General features: G+C 37.9%; 17 protein-coding genes and 2 tRNA genes. 13 read left to right on the top strand and 6 right to left on the bottom strand.

What is annotated here, in order from left to right:
- Positions 1-15 precede the first annotated feature (15 nt).
- A complete protein-coding gene (locus tag PXG98_RS10560) occupies positions 16-972 on the top strand; it encodes an MBL fold metallo-hydrolase (RefSeq protein WP_276390943.1) in 957 nt (318 codons plus the stop codon).
- A 66-nt stretch (positions 973-1,038) separates the two neighbouring features.
- On the opposite strand, the gene PXG98_RS10555 is transcribed toward PXG98_RS10560, so the two are convergent.
- A complete protein-coding gene (locus PXG98_RS10555; RefSeq protein WP_276390941.1) occupies positions 1,039-2,343 on the bottom strand; it encodes a serine hydrolase domain-containing protein in 1,305 nt (434 codons plus the stop codon).
- A 266-nt stretch (positions 2,344-2,609) separates the two neighbouring features.
- The gene (locus tag PXG98_RS10550; RefSeq protein ID WP_276390940.1) at positions 2,610-3,362 is read right to left on the bottom strand and encodes a LytR/AlgR family response regulator transcription factor; all 753 of its coding nucleotides are present in this window, start codon (positions 3,360-3,362) and stop codon (positions 2,610-2,612) included.
- 183 nt (positions 3,363-3,545) lie between these two features.
- Between PXG98_RS10550 and PXG98_RS10545 the strand changes: the two genes are divergently transcribed.
- The 4 genes from PXG98_RS10545 to PXG98_RS10530 all read left to right on the top strand — a co-directional run bounded on the left by PXG98_RS10545 (position 3,546) and on the right by PXG98_RS10530 (position 7,224).
- On the top strand, positions 3,546-4,259 hold the full coding sequence (locus PXG98_RS10545; protein ID WP_276390938.1) for a hypothetical protein: 714 nt from the start codon (positions 3,546-3,548) through the stop codon (positions 4,257-4,259).
- A gap of 177 nt (positions 4,260-4,436) precedes the next feature.
- Complete coding sequence (locus PXG98_RS10540; RefSeq protein ID WP_276390936.1) at positions 4,437-6,107, top strand: mechanosensitive ion channel family protein; 1,671 nt, start codon at positions 4,437-4,439, stop codon at positions 6,105-6,107.
- Between the two features lie 33 nt (positions 6,108-6,140).
- Positions 6,141-6,707 (top strand): Crp/Fnr family transcriptional regulator, encoded by a 567-nt coding sequence (locus PXG98_RS10535; RefSeq protein ID WP_276390934.1) that lies wholly within the window; start codon positions 6,141-6,143, stop codon positions 6,705-6,707.
- Positions 6,708-6,771: 64 nt separating this feature from the next.
- Positions 6,772-7,224: a DoxX family protein gene (locus PXG98_RS10530; protein WP_276390933.1), complete on the top strand. Its 453-nt coding sequence runs from the start codon at positions 6,772-6,774 to the stop codon at positions 7,222-7,224.
- A gap of 271 nt (positions 7,225-7,495) precedes the next feature.
- Here the strand turns inward: PXG98_RS10530 and PXG98_RS10525 are convergent.
- Together PXG98_RS10525 and PXG98_RS10520 are read right to left on the bottom strand one after the other, a co-directional pair.
- Positions 7,496-7,570, bottom strand: a tRNA-Pro gene (locus tag PXG98_RS10525).
- Positions 7,571-7,595: 25 nt separating this feature from the next.
- A tRNA-Ser gene (locus PXG98_RS10520) sits at positions 7,596-7,679 on the bottom strand.
- A gap of 278 nt (positions 7,680-7,957) precedes the next feature.
- Here PXG98_RS10520 and PXG98_RS10515 point away from each other — a divergent pair.
- From PXG98_RS10515 to PXG98_RS10480, 8 genes are read left to right on the top strand one after another with little or no spacing between them, the layout of a single operon-like run.
- Positions 7,958-8,965 (top strand): zinc-binding alcohol dehydrogenase family protein, encoded by a 1,008-nt coding sequence (locus PXG98_RS10515; protein WP_276390932.1) that lies wholly within the window; start codon positions 7,958-7,960, stop codon positions 8,963-8,965.
- A 10-nt stretch (positions 8,966-8,975) separates the two neighbouring features.
- Complete coding sequence (locus PXG98_RS10510; protein WP_276390930.1) at positions 8,976-9,650, top strand: beta/alpha barrel domain-containing protein; 675 nt, start codon at positions 8,976-8,978, stop codon at positions 9,648-9,650.
- 3 nt (positions 9,651-9,653) lie between these two features.
- The gene (locus PXG98_RS10505; protein ID WP_276390928.1) at positions 9,654-11,309 is read left to right on the top strand and encodes a UxaA family hydrolase; all 1,656 of its coding nucleotides are present in this window, start codon (positions 9,654-9,656) and stop codon (positions 11,307-11,309) included.
- Between the two features lie 19 nt (positions 11,310-11,328).
- Positions 11,329-12,747: a tagaturonate reductase gene (locus PXG98_RS10500; RefSeq protein ID WP_276390926.1), complete on the top strand. Its 1,419-nt coding sequence runs from the start codon at positions 11,329-11,331 to the stop codon at positions 12,745-12,747.
- Positions 12,748-12,784: 37 nt separating this feature from the next.
- On the top strand, positions 12,785-13,552 hold the full coding sequence (locus tag PXG98_RS10495; RefSeq protein ID WP_276390924.1) for a carboxylesterase family protein: 768 nt from the start codon (positions 12,785-12,787) through the stop codon (positions 13,550-13,552).
- Between the two features lie 48 nt (positions 13,553-13,600).
- Positions 13,601-14,698, top strand: a complete 1,098-nt coding sequence (locus tag PXG98_RS10490; RefSeq protein WP_276390923.1) for a bile acid:sodium symporter family protein — start codon at positions 13,601-13,603, stop codon at positions 14,696-14,698.
- An 11-nt stretch (positions 14,699-14,709) separates the two neighbouring features.
- Complete coding sequence (locus PXG98_RS10485; protein WP_276390921.1) at positions 14,710-16,461, top strand: glycoside hydrolase family 9 protein; 1,752 nt, start codon at positions 14,710-14,712, stop codon at positions 16,459-16,461.
- A gap of 11 nt (positions 16,462-16,472) precedes the next feature.
- Positions 16,473-17,942, top strand: coding sequence for a sulfatase family protein (locus PXG98_RS10480; protein ID WP_276390919.1), 1,470 nt, complete (start codon positions 16,473-16,475; stop codon positions 17,940-17,942).
- Here PXG98_RS10480 and PXG98_RS10475 read toward each other — a convergent pair.
- Together PXG98_RS10475 and PXG98_RS10470 are read right to left on the bottom strand one after the other, a co-directional pair.
- Positions 17,939-21,505, bottom strand: coding sequence for a CRTAC1 family protein (locus PXG98_RS10475; protein ID WP_276390917.1), 3,567 nt, complete (start codon positions 21,503-21,505; stop codon positions 17,939-17,941). The two genes, PXG98_RS10480 and PXG98_RS10475, sit on opposite strands and share 4 nt — an antisense overlap.
- A gap of 106 nt (positions 21,506-21,611) precedes the next feature.
- The gene (locus PXG98_RS10470; RefSeq protein ID WP_276390916.1) at positions 21,612-23,372 is read right to left on the bottom strand and encodes a RagB/SusD family nutrient uptake outer membrane protein; all 1,761 of its coding nucleotides are present in this window, start codon (positions 23,370-23,372) and stop codon (positions 21,612-21,614) included.
- Positions 23,373-23,424: the final 52 nt, after the last annotated feature.

Genomic DNA, 23,424 nt, shown 5'->3' with positions numbered 1-23,424 from the left:
ATAAATATTTAGCATATGAAACAGTTAAAAGCACATTTCTTAACAACAATAATGACGAAGATGCTAGGTGTTCTTATCTTCCTTGCTTTGGGTATTTGTGATACCGCAGTGGCACAGCAAGAATCTTTACGCCTAAAGTATTTCGGGGCTGCCGGATGGGAGATTCAGGACGGTAATTTAACTGTTTTAATTGATCCGTATATTTCGCGCTTAAAACTGGGTACTGGACCCGGAGTAAGTCCAAAGGACAAAAGAAAAACCGTGGAACGCTCAGATGCTTATGTTTCGGATACTCTTTTGATTGATAGTATAATTACTAAAGCCGATTTTATATTGGCGCATCACTCGCATTTTGATCATTTGGGAGATGTACCTTATATCGCCAAGAAAACAGGTGCCAAAGTAATAGGAACAGAAACTAGCTGCAACATACTACGCGCTTACGGCATTCCGAACGAGCAATTATATCCGGTTAAGGGTGGAGAAGATTATCAGTTTGAAAATTTTTCGATTAAGGTGATTCCTACCCTACATTCGGCCCTGAATGACAAGCATTATATTGATTCAAGAACCTATACAGAAGTTCCTGAGGCCCCTTTAAAAGTATCTGAATTTATCGAGGGCGGGTCCTTGATGTTTTTAATACGTTTTAAAAGACACAGTGTTTTAACTATGGGATCGATGAACTTTATTGAAAGAGAATTATTAGGACAAGAACCAGATATTTTGTTGGCTGGGGTAAATAGATCACAATTGGGTTTATATAAGTACAATGAACGTCTCTTAAAGGTCACGAACAACCCTGGAATTATTATTCCAACGCATTGGGATAATTTTAGATTGCCGTACGGATTTTCTCAAGAAGCCGGAATTGAACAAAAGTTAATACCCTTTAAAGAAGATGTTAAAAGACTCTCTCCTAAATCTAAAGTGCTTATTCCAGAACATTTAAAAACTATCATTATAGACTAGCCATACTAAGTCATTAGATAATTTAACAAACAGCTGTTAGAGGTAATTATTAGGGAGAACGTTTTTTTAGTTCGTAGATTCCGAGAGTGAGGCATTATCTCCCTGTCCCATCTCGAATTCCGAACGCTCAAAAATACTCGCAACAATTTCGTGTAAATCGGGAATTACAGTTTTAGAAAGTCTGCTATTGCTATTAAATAATACACAGATTCCTAAATCACTGTCTGGATAAAGAGCAATTTCATTTCTATAGTTGTTAACACTACCCCCATGATGCCAGATAATTTTTTCTTGATTATTCTTGTCCAGGTAGTTATGAATTCTCCAGCCATATCCATAATGGGAAGACAAATGCCCTGGCCAACGTTGGTAATACTTCTGATGGCCCTTAATTTCAATAACTGGATTGAAGACTTCTTCAATCGCTGATGACGTCATAATTTCCGGATTTTTCCCCAGCAGAAATTGCATCCATTTGGCCATATCCGAGGCACTAGAATTAATTCCTCCTGCAGCAACAGCGTTATAGTAACTATCTCTAAGCTTCAAAGTTCTATACCCTTTTCCCCTCGGTGAATGTGGCAGTGCTACGTTTTCAATAGCTGCCATACCTTCAAAGGTCATATTTGTATAACACATTTCTAAAGGTTTAAAAAAACCTTCATCTAGGGAAGTAACAATATCATCTCCTGTCGCTTTTAGCATAACCTCCGAGGATAACGCAAACATGGCATTCTGGTAACTATACATTTCGCCAGGAACACTAATTGGCTCAACATCTTTAAAGCGTTTAGCTATTTCAGACAATGGTAGCCCGGCTTCAATTAGGTTGGTATAACTATGATATGGTGTGCCTGAAGTATGAGATAATAGGGTGCCAAAAGTTACTTTATCGGTATTCGCTTCATCTCCTAACTCAAAATCTGGAATATAAGTAATCACCTTATCATTCCAATCTAGTTTCCCTTCATTCTTTACCTTTGCCGCCAATATTCCCGTAAACCCTTTAGAGAGAGATCCGAGACGAAATACGGTCTCCCCATTGACCTTCTTGGTCTTATTAAAATTTCTTTTCCCAAAACCATTGGCAAAAAGAAGGGAGTCTCCCTTAACAATACTAACACCTGCACCAACTATTTTACCACTTGCTATAGCATTTTTAAAATACTTGTTTAAAGCCTTTTCTAATTGTTGTTTTTTTAAACCAAAAACTTCTTTTTCCTTTTGAGATGGAAAATAAGCTTTAGCAGAATATTGTATGGGTTCCTCTACGGAATCGGGAGTTGTTGCCTGAATAATAGCCCCTATGGAAAGGGCTAATAAGCTAAATAGAATGGTCGAAAATCTGATATAGATTTTTGATCGCTGCATAAGTAGAATATAGTTTGGTTTACCACTAACGAGATGAAGATAGGATTTATTACCTAAACTATCGACGAAATACCATATTTTATGTAATATTTTTCTTAGGATACGTTCGTTATATAAAGATTATAGCGGTGTGATGTCTTAGCTATTTAAGACGCATAAAACCTCTTGACCTTTAGATATGAGTTTCGTATGAAAATGAAGTTTAGCCAAAAGCGTTTCAGTTTGTCAGTATGGCATTTATGCGAATTCTTGTAAGGAAATGCTATTTAGAGACTTTCGTTAAAAGACTTGCCAATTGGTAGTATTCTACCGTCAATTTCTACACTCTCATTATTATAAGAATCAATCAAAGATTTATTGATAATAAAGGATTTATGAATCCGCAGAAAGTTTGCCGGAAGACTTTTTTTCATTTCCTTTAATGACATATAACTTATTACCGGTTTTCGATCTACTGCATAGATGGTTAAGTAATTCCCCATACCTTCTATATAGGTTATTTTAGAGGGTAAGATTCGATAAAAACGCTTATTCGATTTTATTTCCAGAAAGCTTTCCGTGGCATTTTCATTTTTTTTCTTTTCATCGCTCCAAACTTTAAACATTTTCAGAGAAGAAAGTAAAAGGACGGTAGAATTTATTAAAATAATCGAACGTACATAGGAAGCTATGTTTAAAAGGCCTGAAGTCTCTGAAAAAAAACTATCATAAAAAAAATAGGTTAAAATTCGCTGTAGAATTCCTGCGATTATTATTAATAAAACATACAAACCAAAAAAAGAGACCACTTTTTCTTTTAAAAGAAATCTGGGGATTAAATAATATACCGAGATGTATGAAGCGGCAATTCTTAGGGGCATTAAAATAAACTCTAGTTCAAACGAACGAAAGTAATTGCCGTCTTTTACCCATAACAAACTGAAAAGAATGTAGTAGAAAAGCCAGAAAATGACGTGCGTAACTATTCTGGATTGAAACAAATACTCCTCTCCTAAAAGAATCTTGGAAAATTTCGTCATGAAAACAAAGGCTTAGAAATAAAAAATCCCGGCGCTGAAATAAATAAATATACCCAGAATAATTTCAATGTATTTTTCATTTACCTAAGGATTGTTGCAATAGCTAAAATAATGAAACGAAAATAAAGGACTTGTAATAAACTGAAGACCCATCTGAACACCTAATAGTATTACCTGCATAATATGATATTACCAAAAAAGTTTTTGATAGTGGCCATAGTTAGCTGCTTCCTATCTGCCATAACCACTCTTGGCATCCATTCCAGTTTATTTGACTTAGGTACTTTAAGTTTTGAAGAAAGACTATTACTTTATCAAAATACAACCTATTTAGCTAATCGTTTTTGGGTTATTCTTCATTGCCTGTTCGTTTTAATTTCTATGTGGGGATTTTGTCTGCTTCAAATTAGAAAATCTCCGGGTTTTACCGGACTAGGTTTTGTTTTTTTCGCGGTTTTCTGTTTTACTGAGATCTTTAGACAGATGTTTGTCTTTTTTTATTTAAACGGTATAAGGCAGTCTTATATGGTGGCAGAAACAACTGTTAAACAGGTATTGGTGCAAAATATGGATAGTGCCGGACTCTTCGGATATGCCCTTTTTGGATTGTTTATTTTTGCTTTTTCATTGGGAAACATATGTTATGGAATAGCTCTTTTTGGAAATAAAAGGCTTGATAATATTTTAGCTATTCTTTTACTTATATGGGGAATATTAAATCTTATTGCCTTTGGAAATGAATTCTGGCATTCCACAACTATCAATGTATATATAGAGTATTTTAGTCTATTTTATCAACCTCTAATGAGAGTTCTATTGGCGATATGGCTATGGCTACAACTAAAACAAAAGTTTAGTACAAGAGATTCCAAGCAGCTCGAAATACTCAAAATCTAAAATATCTTTGCAGAAGGCTCTCTTCGTTTTTTTTCCAAATGCCATTCTTTTGTAAGAAAATAATTGAGGGATCTATTAGATTCAATAGTGGCTTATTTTTTATTACTTGTTAGTCTTGTCTTTTTTTTCCTTATTTTCATTTTAAGTTACTCGAAAGTAAGTTCTTAATTCTGTAATATGTTATTTAAAAAAGTATTCCTTCTATTTCTTCTATCCCATTTTGCTTTAGCTTCCCAAGATAGTTTAAGCCCTCAAAAGCCAATAGTAATAAAAGAGGCCTCTCCTGTCATTATTAAAAAGGATACTATTTTTTATATTTCAAATGGAACGGATACCTATTCAACAGAATTTAGGGCTAAGGAAGCTTCCCTTAGGTTAGAACGATTAACCAAAGGGTATAATCCATTGGTAGATAGTCTGTGGTTAAAAGAAAATAAGGGACTCATTCAGATTATGCTAAATGAGGATTTGGCTTTGGTAACTACACCTCAAGATGCTAGGACAGATAGCACTACGGTAAGAGACTTGGCAGAGTTTAGGTTAAACAGGATTAAAGCCAATTTAAAGGGAACCGAAGACTTAACTCCCAGAGAATGGGCCATACGAATTGGATATTTTGCCCTTTTACTTTTAGTTTTAGTGCTTTATATAAGACTGGTAAACTGGCTCTTCAAGAAGATAACCGTAAGGTTGTCTAAAATTGAGCGTAAATTCTTAAGAAAGAAAACAAACGTATTAAAATATTTTATTCCAAAAGACACGGTAAATATATTTGTTTTTGCATCGAATATTGTTCGCATAGGAATTATAGCCCTTACCTTATTTATTTATGCCCCTTTTATGTTTAGTTTTTTCCCATGGGCAGAGAATATTGTCAACCTCTTTTATGGGTATATTTCTAAACCTATTAAATATGTTTTTTATGGCTTTGTGGATTTTATCCCATCCCTATTCTTTATATTGATTATTGCATTTTTTGCAAGATATTTTTCCAGAATTATCAATGAAATTGCCATAGATGTGGAACTGGAAAAGTTTAAACTGAAAAACTTTCACAAGGATTGGGCTAAACCCACAGGCAAGATACTTTCTATACTAATTTACGCCTTGGCACTTATTTTAATCTTTCCATACCTGCCGGGTTCTGGTTCCTCTGCTTTTCAGGGGATCTCTATCTTTATTGGTGCGCTAATCTCTTTTGGATCAACCTCCGCGATTGCTAATATTATTGCAGGAATTGTTATTACCTATATGCGACCGTTTCAATTAGATGACCGCATAAAAATTGACAATATCGTAGGAGATGTTATAGATAAAACAATACTGGTAACGCGCATTAGAACGACGAAACAGGAAGAGGTTACCATTCCCAATGCCAAGATTTTAACGGGTACCATCGTGAACTATACCAATGAAAAACACGAACCTGTAATATTACATACTACGATAACTTTGGGATACGATTTGCCTTGGGAGACGGCTGAGGCTCTATTGCAGCAGGCAGCTTCTAATACTATACATATTTTAAAGGAACCCAAACCTTTTGTATTACAAACTAGCTTAGATGATTATTATGTCTCTTATGAGCTAAATGTATATACCTTAGAATCAAAAAAAATTCCATTTATTTATTCAGAGGTGCACAAGAATATTTTAAATGCCTTTAACGAAGCAGGGGTTGAAATACTCTCTCCTGGCTATGTAGCCGCACGCGATGGTAGCCTTACAACAGTTCCCAGTAAATTATCTTCGGATGATAAGTCGCCTCTCAGCAGAATTGTAGATCATTTAACGGGTCAGAACCAGGAAATTACTATTTCCAAGCCAGAGGACGGAGAGAATCTTTAATTCTAGGTTAGCTATGAGTATAAAGGTCTGTAAATGAACGAGATTAGAAATTTTATTGAGAATATTTCTCCAATGTCCAATTCTGATTGGCAGTTTTTCTCCTCGAAATTACAAGAAGTTAGGCATAAAAAGCATTCTGTTCTATTGAAACTCGGAGAGGTTGAGAACCATTTGTCTTTTATAACAAAAGGAATAGTTAGACTTTATGTTCCGGGAGTAGAGGTTGATTTAACTTTTGGATTTTTATTCGAAAATGAATTTGTTACAGGTTATGATTCATTTTTAACGCAAACGCCTTCTAAATACCAGATTGAAACCTTGACGGACACCATTTTATGGCAAATTAATCATAAAGACTTAGAAGAAGTCTATGATAGAACAAGTAGCGGAAATATTATTGGAAGAAAAATGTCTGAAAATATGTTTTTAATAAAATCAAAGAGAGAGCTTTCCTTATTGAGTAAAACAGCAGAAGAACGATATTTGGATTTATTCTCTGACAGACCAAATTTGTTGCAACAAATACCTTTAAAATATATTGCATCTTATATCGGCGTAACTCCACAAGCTTTAAGTAGAATTAGAAGACGTATTACTTAACCTAGGTTCATTGTTTATGCTTTAGTGTTTTCTGAACTTTGCACTTCAATAATTTCAAAAAAAAATGAAAACACTAATTGTGCTATTATTAAGTTGTACTATCTACATTTTTGCAATAAAAATCATTAAAAAAGAATATGATTTGGCATTATCTGCTAGAATTGCTATGTCAACTATGCTTGTGTTTACAGCCATTGGACATTTTGTATTTACACAAGGAATGTCCCTGATGATACCTAAATTTATTCCTTTTAAAGAAAGTTTTGTCTACCTAACAGGATTATTTGAAATCTTGATTGCCATTGGGCTTCTGATACCTCGATTTAAATATTTATCTGGGTGGACCTTAATTATTTTTCTTTTACTGATGCTACCGGCTAATGTTTATGCTTCAATAAATAATGTGAATTACGAAAAAGCAACATTTGACGGAAATGGTCTCGGCTATTTGTGGTTTAGAATTCCTTTACAATTTCTTTTTATTGCTTGGACCTACATTTGTTCGATCCGAATGTAATCTCGAGCAAAAAACACACCACTTGAAATCATTAATATCCTTAGTGTTCATTCTTATTATTTAGAGTTGACAACGGTTTAGCTATACAAATCACTTGTTCACCGCCTTCTGTTGGTATTACTCTAATAGCTTTTTAAATATACCATAAATAGTGTGCCAGACAATTCACCTATGTAATATTTTTAAATGTTACCCATGGATATAAACAAAAACGAAAAACCCTGCAAATCTATAAATTTACAGGGTTTTGAAAATACTAAAAAGAATTTCGTCGGGGTGGCAGGATTCGAACCTGCGACCTCCGCGTCCCAAACGCGGCGCGATAACCGGGCTACGCTACACCCCGAAATTATATTCTTAAAAGGAAAAAGCGGAGAGACTGGGACTCGAACCCAGGCGACACTTACGCGTCGACAGATTAGCAATCTGCTCCGTTACCACTCCGGCACCTCTCCTAAAACTTAATTATGAACGTGTATCGCAAAATGCGGATGCAAATGTACTTTTTCAAATCTTGTAACGCAACTTTTTTAATACTTTTTATTTCTGTTTTTTAGATTTTCGTAAAGTTCTTTTTTTTTCTTTTTTCCGATTGCAATTCTTAGCTCAGTTTCATTACTTCTTTCTTCAATTCTAATGCAATTTGTAAACATATTGCTACGATTATGTCGAATTCCAAGTTTTAAAAAATAAAAGCTCCGAAACTTCTTCAAAATTATTAATTTAACCAATCATGAAATACATTGTTTGCGAAGAACCTGGAAGGTTCAACATTAAGGAAAAAAGTGTACCCAGTCGTAGGGATGGGGAAGTTTTGTTAAAAATTAATAGAGTTGGTATATGTGGAACAGACTTACACGCCTACAAAGGAAATCAGGCTTTTTTTACCTATCCAAGAATTTTAGGCCACGAAATTGCGGCTGAGGTGGTAGAAGTAGATGCAGACAGCACAAAATTTAAGCCAGGCGATAGGGTGGCCATTATGCCATATATAAACTGTGGTAGGTGTAGGGCCTGTACCAAAGGACATACCAACTGTTGTGAAAAACTACATGTTTTTGGAATACACACCGATGGGGGTATGCAAGAATATGTTTCGCTAAGAAGCGATTTGCTTCTTCTTGCAAATGAACTTACCGAGGAGGAGATAAGCATTATAGAGCCTTTGGCCATAGGAGCTCATGCCCTTAAAAGAGCTGTATTAACTGCAGAGGATACTGCGTTAATAATGGGTTGTGGTCCTATCGGATTAGCCATAATAAAACAAGCCAAATTGGTAGGTGCAAAAGTAATTGCTGTAGATCTTAATCCGGAACGCCTGGCATTTGCCAAAAACATTATGGATGCCGATATAATCTTCTTGGCGGACGACCAGTTGACCGATAATTTAAAGGAATTAACTAACCATGCTATGGCCGATGTAGTATTTGATGCGACTGGGAATAAAAAAGCCCTAGAATTCGGTGTTAAGTTATTGGGGCATTCTGGAAGATATGTTTTGGTAGGACTATCTAAAGGAGATCTAGTTTTTAACCATCCGGAAATTCATGCTAAAGAATCAACTTTATTATGCAGTAGAAATGCAACTAAAACCGATTTTTATCGGGTAATGGATCAAATAAAAAGTTTTCCTACCAAGAGTTATATTTCTACCTCGTTGCCATTTACTGAAATGCCTCAAAATTTTGATAAATGGACAGCATCAGACTCAACAATTATTAAAGCTACGATTACCTTCTAAACAATACTAAATGACTCAGATAACCATAGCATCGATGGTAACGGAAATGGAAAAATCTGGATTAATTCCTGTCTTTTTTCATAAGGATATAGAAGTATGTAAATGGGTCTTAAAGGCAACCTATGACGCGGGAATTAGGGTTTTTGAGTTTACCAATCGCGGAGAAAATGCTTTGGATGTTTTTAAAGAATTGGTTGCTTTCTCGGAAAGCCTTGAGGGAAGTATTTTAGGTATTGGCACCATTTTTTATACAGAGGATGCCAAGAAATTTCATGAGGCAGGTGCCAAGTTTCTGGTTTCTCCTGCACTTGTACCTGAGGTGGGTAAATATGCCATAGACAACAATATGCTATGGGTACCCGGTTGCGGCACCGTCACGGAAGCGCACCAGGCCAGAATTGCCGGGGCAACCTTGATCAAAGTTTTTCCTGGGAATGTACTCGGGGCAAACTTTGTGAAATCCATTAAGGCAGTAATGCCTAACTTAAAAATAATGCCCACTGGAGGAGTTACCGTAAGTGAGGAAAATCTAATAAATTGGTTTAGGGCTGGAGTATCTTGCGTAGGCATGGGTTCACAATTGGTCACAAAAGAAATTTTGGAAAGTGGAGACTATGGAAGACTCACACAAAAGGCCAGAGGAGTTTTAAAGATAATTGCCGCTTCTCGGGCCAGGCAAAAGTAAATTATGGAAAAACAATGCTTGAAAATCGACGAACGAGATAATTTAGGGGTAGCCTTAATAGATTTAACTAAGGGTACTATGGTACAATTGGGAAAGGAGAGGGTAGAGATTAAGACAGATATTTCTGCAAAACATAAATTTGCCCTAAGAGACCTCGAGAAGGGAGAAGTGCTCAGCATGTATGGCGTACCAGTGGGAAAGGCCATTTCAGCAATAGCGGCCGGGGAAGTTATTTCTAGAGCAAATACCGTTCATGAGGCTGCAGTTTACGACTCCTCAAATACTAAAAAGATACATTGGACCGCTCCCTCCATTGAAAAGCTAGGGAATAGACATTTTCTTGGATATCATAGAAAGGACGGCAGTGTTGGTACTGAAAATAATTGGCTAGTTATTCCATTGGTCTTTTGTGAGAACAGAAATATCACACTTATTGAAGAGGCACTTGCCGATGCCCTGGGGTATACTACAAAAAAGAATTATCATATAAATACAGAGGTGTTAATTAAGAAATATCAGGCAGGGGCTTCAACTCAAGACTTGGCTAATACGCCTATAATTTCTTCACAGGAAGAGTATCAGCAGAATCGAATTTTTCCAAATGTAGACGGAATTAGATTTCTTAGACATGATGGTGGATGCGGGGGTACCAAAGAAGATGCACAAGCCTTATGTGATTTATTGGCTGGCTACATCACTAATGCCAATGTTGCAGGGGCTACGGTGCTTAGTCTAGGGTGTCAACATGCACAAATTGACATGCTTAAAGAGGCACTTGATGCTCGAATAAAATCGCTTCAAAAGCCTGTCTATTTTTTAGAACAACAGCGAGCAATAAACGAAAAATCCTTCTTAGAAGAAGCCGTTCAAAAAACATTTATTGGCCTGGTGGAAGCTAATAAAATAGGCCGGGAAAAAGCCCCGTTAAACAAATTAGTACTGGGCTTGGAATGTGGAGGATCTGATGGTTTTTCCGGGATTTCCGCCAACCCCGCTCTTGGGCACACCAGTGACCTAGTTGTGGCAATAGGAGGAAGCGCCGTGCTTTCCGAATTTCCAGAACTCAATGGGGTAGAGCAAGAACTACTTAATCGCTGTACAACGGATCAGCTGGCACACAAATTCGCCGAATTGATGGATGATTACGCCAGCGTCGCTAAATCTAGGGGGACTGGGTTTGAGAACAATCCTTCTCCTGGAAATGTAAAAGATGGTCTTATTACCGACGCTATGAAATCTGCAGGAGCTGCTAAGAAAGGTGGAACATCTCCAATTGTTGGTGTCTTAGACTATGTAGAGAAAGTAAATGGTCCTGGTCTACACTTACTTTGTACGCCTGGAAATGATGTAGAAAGTACTACAGGTCTGGCCGGAGCTGGTTGCAACCTGATTGTATTTACAACAGGTTTGGGCACTCCTACGGGAAATCCTATTTGTCCGGTTGTAAAAATTTCAAGTAATACAAACTTGTTTAATAAAATGCAGGAGATAATTGATATAGATGCCGGGACAATAATTTCCGGAGAGGAAACTATTGAAGAAGTTGGAGAGCGACTATTGGAATTATTGATAAAAATTGCCAGTGGGAAAACTGTATGTAAGGCAAGGAGAAATGATCAAAACGATTTTATCCCATGGAAAAGAGGAATTTCACTTTAAATAAGCTACTAAAAAACATATGAGTACAACTGTTAATCGGTCTATGCCTCTTAAAGTAATGCAATTTGGAGGAGGGAACTTTCTAAGAGCCTTTTCACTATGGATGATTGACATTTTAAATAAAGAGTCCAATTTTAATGCTGGGGTGGCTATTATTAAACCTACTGAGCATGGAGATTATCATTTGTTAAGAATACAAAAGGGTATATACCACGTTTTACTAAATGGTTATTACCAAGGAGAACTACGCAAAAGTATCCAAAAAGTTGAATGTATTCAGGCCATTGTTAACCCCTATAAAGAATGGGATAGCTATTTAAAGCTCGCCGAGGTTCCAAGTATAAGATTTATCATTTCTAACACCACAGAAGCCGGTATCTCGTTTTTTGATAAGGACAGTTTTGCAGATTGCCCGCCAAAGGAATTTCCGGCAAAACTCACTCGCTGGTTGTACCATAGGTTTGTTTTTTTTAAAGCAGATCCTTCAAAAGGGTGCATTATTCTTCCCTGTGAATTAATAGAAGCAAATGGTGAGGAGCTGAGAAAATGTATACTTGACTATGCCGTATTATGGAGTTTACCGGAAGATTTTACCAATTGGGTTTTAAATCATAATTTCTTTTGTAATACTTTGGTTGATAGGATTGTAAGTGGTTTTCCAAAAAAGCTTTCAGAGGAATTGATTAGGGAAATAGGGGAGGAGGATCCCTTACTTGTTGCTGGGGAATTTTATCACAGTTGGATTATCGAAGGATCAGAACTATTTCAGCAAGAATGGCCCTTGACTAATAAGAGGCTACATATTCAACAGGTGGGGGATTTAGATACCTATAGAAAGATGAAAGTCCGATTGTTAAATGGAGCACATACCGTACTAGTTCCCTTGGGTCTGATGACTAATATTCTAACGGTAAGAGCTGCAGTTAACGAGGCTACCCTGGAAACTTTCTTGCTGAAAACTCTGGACGAGGAAATAATACCTTCATTAGGCGGTCGGAGGGAAGAATGTGACGAATTTGCAAAAAATGTCCTTGAGAGATTCAAAAATCCAGCGATAGAACACCAGTTAAGTAGTATTTCGCTTAATACCATAGCCAAGTTTAAAACAAGATTACTCCCATCGATAATGGAATATATTGCTTTAAAGGATGCCATACCAAAAAGACTAGTCTTTGTTTGGGCCGCGATAATCGTATTTTATCGGGGAGAATATGGAGGAACAGAACTTATCCTTAAGGACGATATGGCTATAGTTTCCTATTTTAAATCAGTCTGGGCTTTAAATGATGTTCAAGAAATGGCCAAAGAAATCCTAGCAAATAAAACCTTGTGGGGAATTAGTTTTAATAAAGAACTTGAATTGGAAGATTTGTTAGCCAATTACCTCAGAAAGATTGATGAAAAAGGGGTAAAAACGCTGATGAAATCCTTATCTTAATTTCAATACTAGAAGTTTGATAAATTAAAGTAATATAATGGTACAAAATGTGTCGGATAATAGGAATAGTCTTAACAAAAGGCTACTAATTGGAAAGAAAAAATTTCTAGTATTTGCTTTCGGTTTTGCCTTGTTTTTAGTGCAAGGTTGTGCCGGGCAATCGCAGTTAATTTCAGATAAAGTTGAAACGGTATCAACAGAAGTTCTGTCGTATTACCTATATCTTCCCGAAGACTACAAGGAGAGTTCCAGGGTGCCCTTATTACTCTTTTTACATGGCGGGGGAGAATCAGGCGGAAATCTTGAAGATTTAAAGACAAATGGTCCTCCAAAAATGTTGGCCGAAGGAAGGGAATTTCCTTTTGCAATCCTGGCTCCACAAAACCCTAATAAGCGCAAATGGTGGAATACTCTTGCTGTTATGAAACTTCTAGAAAAAATTGTAAAGGATTACAAGATTGATACTAACAGGATTTACCTTACCGGTCTGAGTAGAGGTGGAGGCGCTGCCTGGGAATTGTGTGTACAATATCCGGATAAATTTGCTGCGATGGCAGTAGTATGTGGGATGGCTCCTTTACCATATGCCGCATGGATTAACAAGGATATGCCTATATGGGTGTTTCACGGTACAGAGGATAAGTCTATTCCGTTTAGCGAATCTGAGGACATGGTAGCTCGTTTAAGGGAGATGAAGTACAATGTAACATTTACGAAATATGAAGGGGTTGGTCACGATTCTTGGATACAGGCGTACAATACCGAAGAGCTTTACGAATGGTTTATGAATCAGAAGAAAAAATAGAAAAATGTTTACTTATAAGTTTTTCAAAAGTTAAAACATACAAGAATTATGTCTAAAAAAGTAAGTTGGATCATTTTTTTCACAGCCTTTGTTTTAACACTTATGGCAGTCGTTTTCGGTCTATGGAACTATCTTGGGCCACTTTTAATTCTTTTGTTTTTATCTCTGGCCTGGGCCATTAGACATAGCCCAAGTTTAAAAGGGTTTTCGTTTACCATACTAATTTTTGCCGCCGTAACGGCCTCTATGTATTACCCTGCTTTTTTTACCTCTTTGGGAGGGTTCGACTTAAAAAAACTTATTGTTCCTCTTTTGATGATAATAATGTTTGGGATGGGAACTGCCATGAGCTTAAAGGACTTTAAAGGGGTTATAAAGATGCCAAAAGGTGTTCTGGTTGGATTATTATGTCAATTTACTATAATGCCTTTTGTTGGATTTGGATTGGCCTATTTATTTGGATTTCCCCCCGAAATTGCCGCCGGCATAATTTTGGTCGGAAGTTCCCCCAGTGGTTTGGCTTCTAATGTCATGTCTTATATTTCTGGATCGAATTTGGCACTTTCACTTACATTAACTGCAGTGGCTACTTTATTGGCTCCGGTTTTTACACCACTTCTCATGAAGCTTTTGGCTAATGAGTTAGTACCCATAGATTTTTGGGGCATGTTATGGAGCATCGTTAAAATAGTAATCCTTCCCATAATTGCTGGCTTAATCTTTAATAGGTTTGCTCATGGAAAATTTGTATGGCTAGATAAGGCCATGCCAGTTATTTCCATGGGGGGAATTGCGGTAATTATTACAATTATCACAGCCGCTGGGAGAGACGCATTACTTACCTTAGGACTTCTATTAATAGTAGCTGTTTTGTTACATAATTCTATTGGGTATCTTTTTGGTTACTGGGGTAGTCGTCTGTTTGGGTTAGATAAAAAATCTGCACGTACTGTGGCTTTTGAAGTGGGTATGCAAAATGCAGGCTTGGCATCGGGAATAGCTTTGGAAATGGGCCGGGTTGCCACCATGGGTCTTGCACCCGCAGTTTTCGGGCCTATGATGAATATTACAGGATCTTCCTTGGCCACCTGGTGGAGGGGCAAACCAACGGAAAAGGAAGAGTTAACTGACGTGAATAAAGAATAAAAAGGATAATCATGAAAAACTATTTCTGGACGAATCTTTGGCACAAAACCCGAAAACATTCCCTGTGTATTTTGATTTTGGGAATTCTCTTTATCGGCTGTAGTCAAGGACCATCTGTAAAGGAAAATCTCATTAAGGACGGAATTCGCTTAAATCAAATTGGGTATTATCCAGAGGCGATTAAAAAAGCTGTCATTGTAGATAGTCCTTCCTCCTTGAACTTTACGCTGGTGAATACTCAAACGGATGAGATTGTCTTTGGCGGAAAGCTCTCCGAGCCTAAAGACTGGAGCTTAGCAGGTGAAAAAGTACGCCTTGCGGACTTCACTTCTTTTCAGGAAGAAGGAGAATATGCGTTACATATAGAGGGTTTCGGGAAGTCTTTCCCTTTTCAAATAGCTAAGAATATATTAAAACCGGTATTCTTAGGATCCATAAAGGCCTTATATTATCAAAGAGTAAGTACAGCCTTGAAGGAAAAGTATGCTGGGAAATGGAAACGCCCGATGGGACATCCGGATGATTCGGTCTTATACCATCCATCCAGTGGATATTCTTCAGGTTTTAGAAGTTCTCCGGGCGGCTGGTACGATGCCGGGGATTACAATAAATATATTGTGAACGCCTCATTTCCACTTGGGCAGCTACTCCTCTTAGAGGAACAATATCCAAATGTTTTGGAGGACAATGCACTCAATATTCCCGAAAGTAATAATGGTGTTAGCGATTATTTAGATGAATTGAGATATGAAATTAATTGGACCATGACAATGCAGGATACCGATGGGGGCTTGTTTCACAAACTAACAACTAAGTCCTTTGAGGGAATGGTAATGCCTGATGAGGCCATCAACAAGCGCTATGTCGTTGGGAAGGGAACAGCGGCAAGTTTAGATTTTGCTGCTTCTTCTGCAATGGCATCAAGAATATTTTCTGTAATAGACGCAGATTTTGCAAAAGAGTGTCTAGAACGGTCAAAAAGAGCATATATATGGGCGCAAAAGAATCCTGACATTGCGTTTCAGAATCCAGAAGATATTAGTACAGGGGAATACGGGGACAAAAATTTTGATGACGAATGGTTTTGGGCCACCGCCGAATTGTTTTTGGCGACGGAAGATACCATGTATTTAGATATTTTGGCAGAACAGGCTTTAAACTTTAGCTTTAATGCTGGTGAAAGTTGGACGGGCTTCATGAGATTTATAGGTATGTTTTCTCTTTTGGAGCATAAAGACAAACTACCTGAAGCGCTTTATAAGGCTCTAGAAGAAGGTATTCTACAAGAGGGGGCGGTTTTAGTGGAAAGAACTAAGGAATTAGCATATTTTCAGGCTGTGGATGATTTTCAATGGGGCTCTAATAGCGATGTTTTAAACGCTGCAATGGTCATAGCTGCTGCTTATAGAATTAATAGGGATTCCTCTTATCTCGCAGCGGTACAACAATCGGCTAATTATATTTTAGGCACTAATGCCACTGGCTATAGTTTTGTTACAGGCTATGGAAAGAAAACACCGATGTTTATTCACCATAGGCAGAGTGCCGCAGATAGAATTGTTGAGCCCGTACCAGGCCTTCTTTCCGGAGGCCCGAATTCCAGACAACAAGATGCCTCAGCCGGAGTTAGCTATCCTGAAGGAGTAGCTCCGATGAAAAGTTGGGTAGATGTAGAAGAGAGTTTTGCAAGTAATGAAATATGCCTAAATTGGAACGCTCCCTTGACCTACATATTAGGTTTTTTAGAAAATGAATCAAATTAAAAATTTATTAAATGAGATTTTTTATTAAGTGTACTGTATTGGTATTATTTGCCTTAGTTTTTGTAAACCCTGGCTATGCGCAGAAAAAGAAAGCGCGAAATGTAATATTTATTTTGACCGATGATCACCGATATGATTATATGGGTTTTACCGGGAAGGTTCCTTGGTTAGAGACTCCGAATATGGACAAGTTAGCTGCAGATGGCGCTTATTTACCAAACACCTTTGTAACTACTTCCCTCTGTTCTCCGAGTAGGGCGTCTATTTTAACCGGACAATTTTCCCATAGCCATACTATTGTAGATAATCAGGCTCCTGATCCTGGAAACCTTACTTATTTTCCGGAGTATTTGGTGAAAGCAGGATATCAGACTGGATTTTTTGGAAAGTGGCATATGGGAGATCATGGAGATGAGCCACAACCGGGTTTTACACATTGGGAAAGTTTTCCAGGACAGGGGGTTTATTACAACCCTACTCTGAACATAAATGGCAAACGCGTTGCTTATAAGGACTCTACGTATATTACAGATCTTTTAACCGAGCACGCCGTAGATTGGTTAGACAATAGAGATAAGAATAAGCCCTTCTTTCTGTACTTATCGCACAAAGCAGTACACGCAGCTTTTAAACCTGCCAAACGTCACAAGGGATTGTATAAAGGGAAAAAGATATCGCTTCCCTCTACCTATGATCAAACGAAAACAGGGAAGTACAGAGACCTTAAATGGCCGCAATGGGTGGCCGACCAAAGAATAAGCTGGCACGGTGTAGACTATATGTACCATTCTAACAAAGACTTTTATGAAATGGTAGTAGACTATTGTGAAACCCTTTTAGGAGTAGATGAAAGTGTAGGTACCGTTATGGATTATCTGAAGAAAGAAGGGCTAGACGAGTCTACTTTGGTTATTTATATGGGCGACAACGGTTTTAGTTGGGGAGAACATGGTTTAATTGATAAAAGACATTTTTATGAAGAATCTGTAAAGGTTCCTTTGTTAGTTAGATGCCCAGAATTATTTGAAGGTGGACAAGTTCCTCAGCAAATGGTACAGAATATAGATATAGGGCCTACTGTATTAGCCGAAGCGGGGGTAGAACAGCCTAAAAATATGCCCGGAGTTTCTTTTATTCCAATTCTAACCGGCGATAGTTCCATTACTCCGAGAAAAGAGATCTTTTACGAGTATTATTGGGAATACGATTTTCCGATGACACCTACAGTGTTTGGAATGAGAACAGACAAGTACAAATACATAAAATACCATGGTATTTGGGATAGAAACGAGTTGTATGATCTTGTAAACGATCCGGATGAAATGTACAATCTAATCGCGGATCCTGCATTACAGGATACGGCGAAGTCTATGTCGTCTGCCATATATGATTGGCTTGAAGCTACCAATGGAATGAATATTCCTCTAAAACGCACGGTTAAATATCGCTTCGGGGATTTTAAACATGCAAACGAACACTAAAACTCTAAGGTTCTCGTCTTTTTAGTCCTGCTATCAAAGATTTCCACCATTTTTACCTGAGGCGAAATCTCTATCTGCCTGCTCGATTGAGATTGAAAAGATGACCCCCAGTAGAATTCTTGTATTTGTATGCTGTTATCCTCAAAGAATATTTTAGCCTTAACCTCATCCGCTGTAAGTGGGATCCATTGCAACTTATTGTTAGTATTCACTTGAAAAGCCTTTAAATAGTCATTGTTCTGTGAGGCTATTATTAATGGCTTGCTGTTATTATTTAGCTTCACAAGACTTTTGGCGTCTCCAGGCACATAAAACCTGCTATTTTCGAGGGGAATGGATTTAAACGACCCATTGCCATGGTTTTTAAGAATAAGTCCCACAAATGCGTCCGCTGGACCCTGTTGAACCTCCATTCCAAAATCGTTTCCTATCAGAACAATGTCTACAAGGTTATCGTAATCTATATCCGTTGTAAGAATACCGTAAACAGGAGCTATTTGTGCTTCTATTGGCAAAGCGTGTATTTTAAAGGAACCATCGCCCAAGTTTTCTATCCAGGAAGTTTTCATATAATTAAACTCCAAAACGGTGGCGTCGTCCAGTAAACCTGGAGGGAAGACTTCTGGCAGCGTAGCTTCTCCGAACGCACCAAACGAATTAAATCGTTTTCTAATGGCGACATATTGCTTAACCATATCTTGCCAGGGATGGTATAAATATTCTTTTTTAACCCCGGCGCTGTCTCTTAGATAATAAGAGAGAAACGGGTCTATCATGCCGTTATCATCTAGGTCCTTGGCATATAAGCGAATTGGGCTATCTTCTGCTGCTTTAAAATTTATATTTTCTCCAAAATTACCAGCAACATAGTCCATGTCTCCGTCGTTATCTAAGTCTGCAGCACTTAAACTATTCCACCAGCCAGAAAATTTTGCAATGCCGGATTGTTGCGTAATATTTTTTAGTTTCCCTTCCTGGTTTTCATAAAACTGAAGTGGCATCCATTCTCCTGCTAGAACAAGATCTGGCCAAGAGTCTCCGTTGAAATCGGTCCATAGACCGTCACTTATAAGACCTGGAAATTCTAATTCCTGGGCAACTTCTAATGTTGCATCTGTGAATTTAGGACCATTATTATCGGTATCATTCCTTAAAATAAATGACCTGTCTGGGCTAGGGTAAGCCATGGGCAAAACTCTACTACCTACAAACAGATCCAGATCCCCATCTTTGTCAAAATCTGCGGCACTAACACTAGAGCTATTATGGCGAAGTGGTGGCAACGCATTTTTGGCCTCAGAATAATTGCCATTGCCGTCATTTAGTAATAGAATGTCTTGATAAAAAGGACTGCCGATTGGGTATTGAGCAGAACCTCTGGCAATATAAAGATCCAGGTCCTGGTCCCCGTCAACATCGAAAAGTAAGGTTCCTGCATCCTCTTCTACTAGAGACTCCCCATTCTTATAGTCGACCTCCTGCTGAAAAAACCCTCCATCTGTCTTTTGAATAAACCACCTTTCTTTAAAACCTCTGGTACTTCCAAGGAATAAATCATCCAAACCATCGCCATTGATGTCGCCTACAGCCAGAGAAGGGCCATATTGTGAAAACTTATGCGGGAGGGTCCTTTGAAAGTTAAAATCAATAAAATCGTCATCCTCACTCAAAAAGTTTAGGTTTAGAATTTCGGAAACCTCTGCTAATAAGGCAGGCTTAATAGATGTAGTATCTGTACCTAAATCAGCGGCATTATAGTTAATTTCGATCAATTTGTCTACCGTAGGGTTGATCAGTTTTTGTATTTGTCTTCCCGGCCATATGATCTTTACAGAGTCTATTTCTGAGGTCGTTCCCATCCCAAAATGAAGTGTACTCTCTGGTTTAGAAAGGTATCCTCTCCCTGAAAGGACAGATTTTCGTTGTTGTTTTCCTTGACTATATACTACTACTTCACTACCGAAGGCCGCGGGATTTAACTCGCGTCCATTTAGTTTTATTCGAAGAAAGTGTTGTTCAGGTAAAATTTCGTTCGCTTTGTTTTCGAGCAGTAAAACAGGGTCATTGATGTTATTAATTACCAAGTCTAAATCTCCATCGGCATCTAAATCTCCATAGGCTGCACCATTAGAAAAAGTTCCAAAATTTAGCCCCCAGGATTCGGTTACATCTTCAAAATTTAAATCGCCTGTATTGCGAAACATAAAATTTGGGATTTTAATTTCCGGAATGGCAGAAATGAGTTTTTCTTTACTAACTAGCCGACTTGCAGTAGATCTAAAATCTCCAAAATCTCTGTCCGTAACATCTTTAGGAAAGCCATTGGTTATGAAAAGATCTTGCCAGCCATCATTGTCATAGTCTGCAAACAGGGGAGCCCAGCTCCAATCCGTCTCTTGGACTCCTGCAAACATTCCTGCATCACCAAAAATTGGTAAATCAGTTTCCGGGTTTGTTCCCAAATTTATCTGCAGGGTATTTCGGGTATATTGTGACTCATAGTTATATTTTTTAGTAAATATTTCCTTCTGGTAGCTACTGGGTCCCTGAAATAGCTTTTTACGTTTGTTGTAATATGGCTGCATTTCTGAGGTAAAAATATCCATTTTACCATTGTTGGTCACATCGGCAATATCACTACCCATAGAGGATAGACTAAAATGTTTAAAAAGATCCCCAGCTCTGTTGGTAAAGGTCTTATCCCGATTGTTAATATAGATAAGATCGTTACTTAGAAAATCGTTAGCGACGTATATGTCCATCCACCCATCACCGTTAAAATCATGGATAAGAGTACTATGACTATAGCCGTGGTATCGTATACCTGCTGCTTCTGAGACATCGGTAAATACAGGATGCTGTAATTCTGCATTCCAGTCATTTCTGTACAGCCGATCTCTGCTCATAGAGGTTCCATCATCTTCTAACGGGCTAAACTGAGACGGATTAATTCCCTCAATGCGATTAACTCCTATAAACAAGTCTAAATCCCCATCGTTGTCATAGTCGAAAAATTGGGCATGTGAAGAATAGGTGTCATCGGCAACCCCATATTCGCGCGCCATTTCTTTAAATACTGGGATGTTAGCTTCGTTATTCCCTTGATTGATATAAAGCAGGTTTTGTCTTGAACTAGCATCCTTGTAGAAAGTGTTACAAATGTATATATCCTCTTTGCCATCTAGATTAATATCCAGAATAGATACTCCGGACGACCAAATGAGCTTGTTCGGCTTGCCTATATTTGCATCTTCTGAAACATCAGTAAACCTAAGTTCTCCTTGATTTAAATATAGCTTATTATCTACTTGGTTGGCAGCTAAAAAAATATCGTCTATTCCGTCTCCATTTAAATCTCCCAAAGCTACTCCTGAACCGTTATAGACAAATTCATTGTCTAAAATATTTATGGAATCGTTTTCGGTTAATTGGTTAGTAAAGGAGAGTCCTGAATGCTCCTGTGGTACCACAGTAAATAGGGTAGGGGCCGTTTTTATTTTTTTACAACCAAATAAAAAGGCAAATAAAATAGTAGCAGTTAACGAGAGGGTTGTTAGCTTCATCTTTAGATTGTTTGAGTCAACATACAAAAATGCAAGAACCCTGGCACATGAACAAATAAAAAGGCCGCTTTTCAGCGGCCTTTTCAATCATTTATGCTATAAAGAATTAATATCCTGGATTCTGCGTAAGAACATCAGGTCCTTGAATATCAATTTGCGCTTGAGGTATTGGGTAAAGTTCACTTTTTCCAGCAGTAAAGCTAGCCCCACCGAATTTAGTTACTAAGTACTGAGATTCATAACCTAAATAAGCGTTAATTGTTTCAGCAGCTACTCCCCATCTTACAAGGTCGAAGAAACGATGTCCTTCTCCAGAAAGTTCTAGTTTTCTTTCGAATCGTACAATTTCTCTCGCTTGCTCTTGGCTACCTAAAGTAGTGTATTCAGAGATTACATAGTTTGCAGCATTAGCTCCAGAACCATCGGATGCTTTCACCCAAAACTCTGAATTAGCAGCTCTTCTACGAACTTGATTTATGTAGTCTAATGCAGTTGCAAGACTTCCAGCCTCAATTTCAGCTTCAGCAGCCATTAATAATACATCTGCGTATCGGATAATGGTATAGTTCATAAGAGCATAACCTCTAGTCCAAGAACTTCCATCCGTAAAAGTGTTTTCTTGAGACTTGTAGTAGATATACTTTTTAGGAGAATAAGGACCGGCATAAGGGAACGATCTAATCCAAGCAGAACCTGGGTGATCTATCCAATCTAAATACGGTAATCCCATTCTTCCCATTGCAAAGTCGATTCTAGGATCTAATGGATTAGCGTCAGGGACAAAAGATGCCTCATCGTTACCATCTACTACCACCCACTTAAAGTTATTAGCAACTTCATTAGCAGGGTCATTATAAGAACCGTCTAATAATGGTAGACCATCTGCTCCAGTTCGGTAAGAGTTACCTAGCTCTATACTTGGCTGGAAAAATCCACAACAGTTACCAGGACCATCAGGACCTGTATTGTAAGGATAGTTAAGGTCATCAAAGTAATTTGCATTTGCGGTACTACCTGTGTTGTTAGCCGATTCAACATCCATTACAGATTCTGCATGGTTATCAAACTCTGCATTGTAAATCTCAGCAATGTTATCTAATAAGGCATACTTTTCTCCAGTTGGAGTAACACCATTACTAATTACGTCGTTAAACCAAGTTATGGCCTCTCCGAATTTACCCTGGTAAAGTTTGGCTTTTCCCATATAAGCAGCAGCAGCCCATTTGTTAACACGCCCTGCATCGGTTACAGCAGGAAGGTTGTCATAAGCATACTGGAAGTCTGCTTCAATTTGCGCCCATGCATCACCATTGTTTGGAAGTACAATTACTTCATCTGGTGGAATAGTTTCATCAAAAACCGGGATATTGCCAAAATGCTTCTTTAGATCAAAATAGAAATGACCTCTTAACATTCTTGCTTCTCCTGAAATTCTTGCTAAATCTGCAGGTTGTAAGGCATCCGGACTGTTGGTAATTGTGGCTAAAACTCTATTTGCTCTAGCTACTCCTTCAAAACGACCTCTCCAAAGGTTGTTAAGGTCCCCACTTGTAGGATCTGTCTCATACCTTTGAATTGGGTTAATAGAGGAATAATCCCCAGCATCCGTTCCTTTGTTGGCATCTCCTCCCATGATAGATCCTGTAATCCAATGGTTAGGGCCTTCAAATCTGTTACCGAAAACACCGTTAAGTGCAGCGTATGTACCGATTAATAAACCTTCGATACCATCTTTAGTTCCCAACTGAGCATCCCCTAGGGAAGCAGCAGGCGGAACTTCTAAAAACTCATCGCTACAAGAGATACCCAAGACAAGGGCACTCAGGGCGATAATTCCTAATTGTTTAGTTTTTCTAATTGTCATCATAACTTTTTTTTTCAAATATAATTAAAATTTTACTATTTAAATTCATAATCAA

Origin of the sequence: Eudoraea chungangensis, from assembly GCF_029360665.1 — a bacterium.
Lineage (GTDB): Bacteria > Bacteroidota > Bacteroidia > Flavobacteriales > Flavobacteriaceae > Eudoraea > Eudoraea chungangensis.
This window is presented reverse-complemented; position numbering and strand designations above follow the sequence as displayed.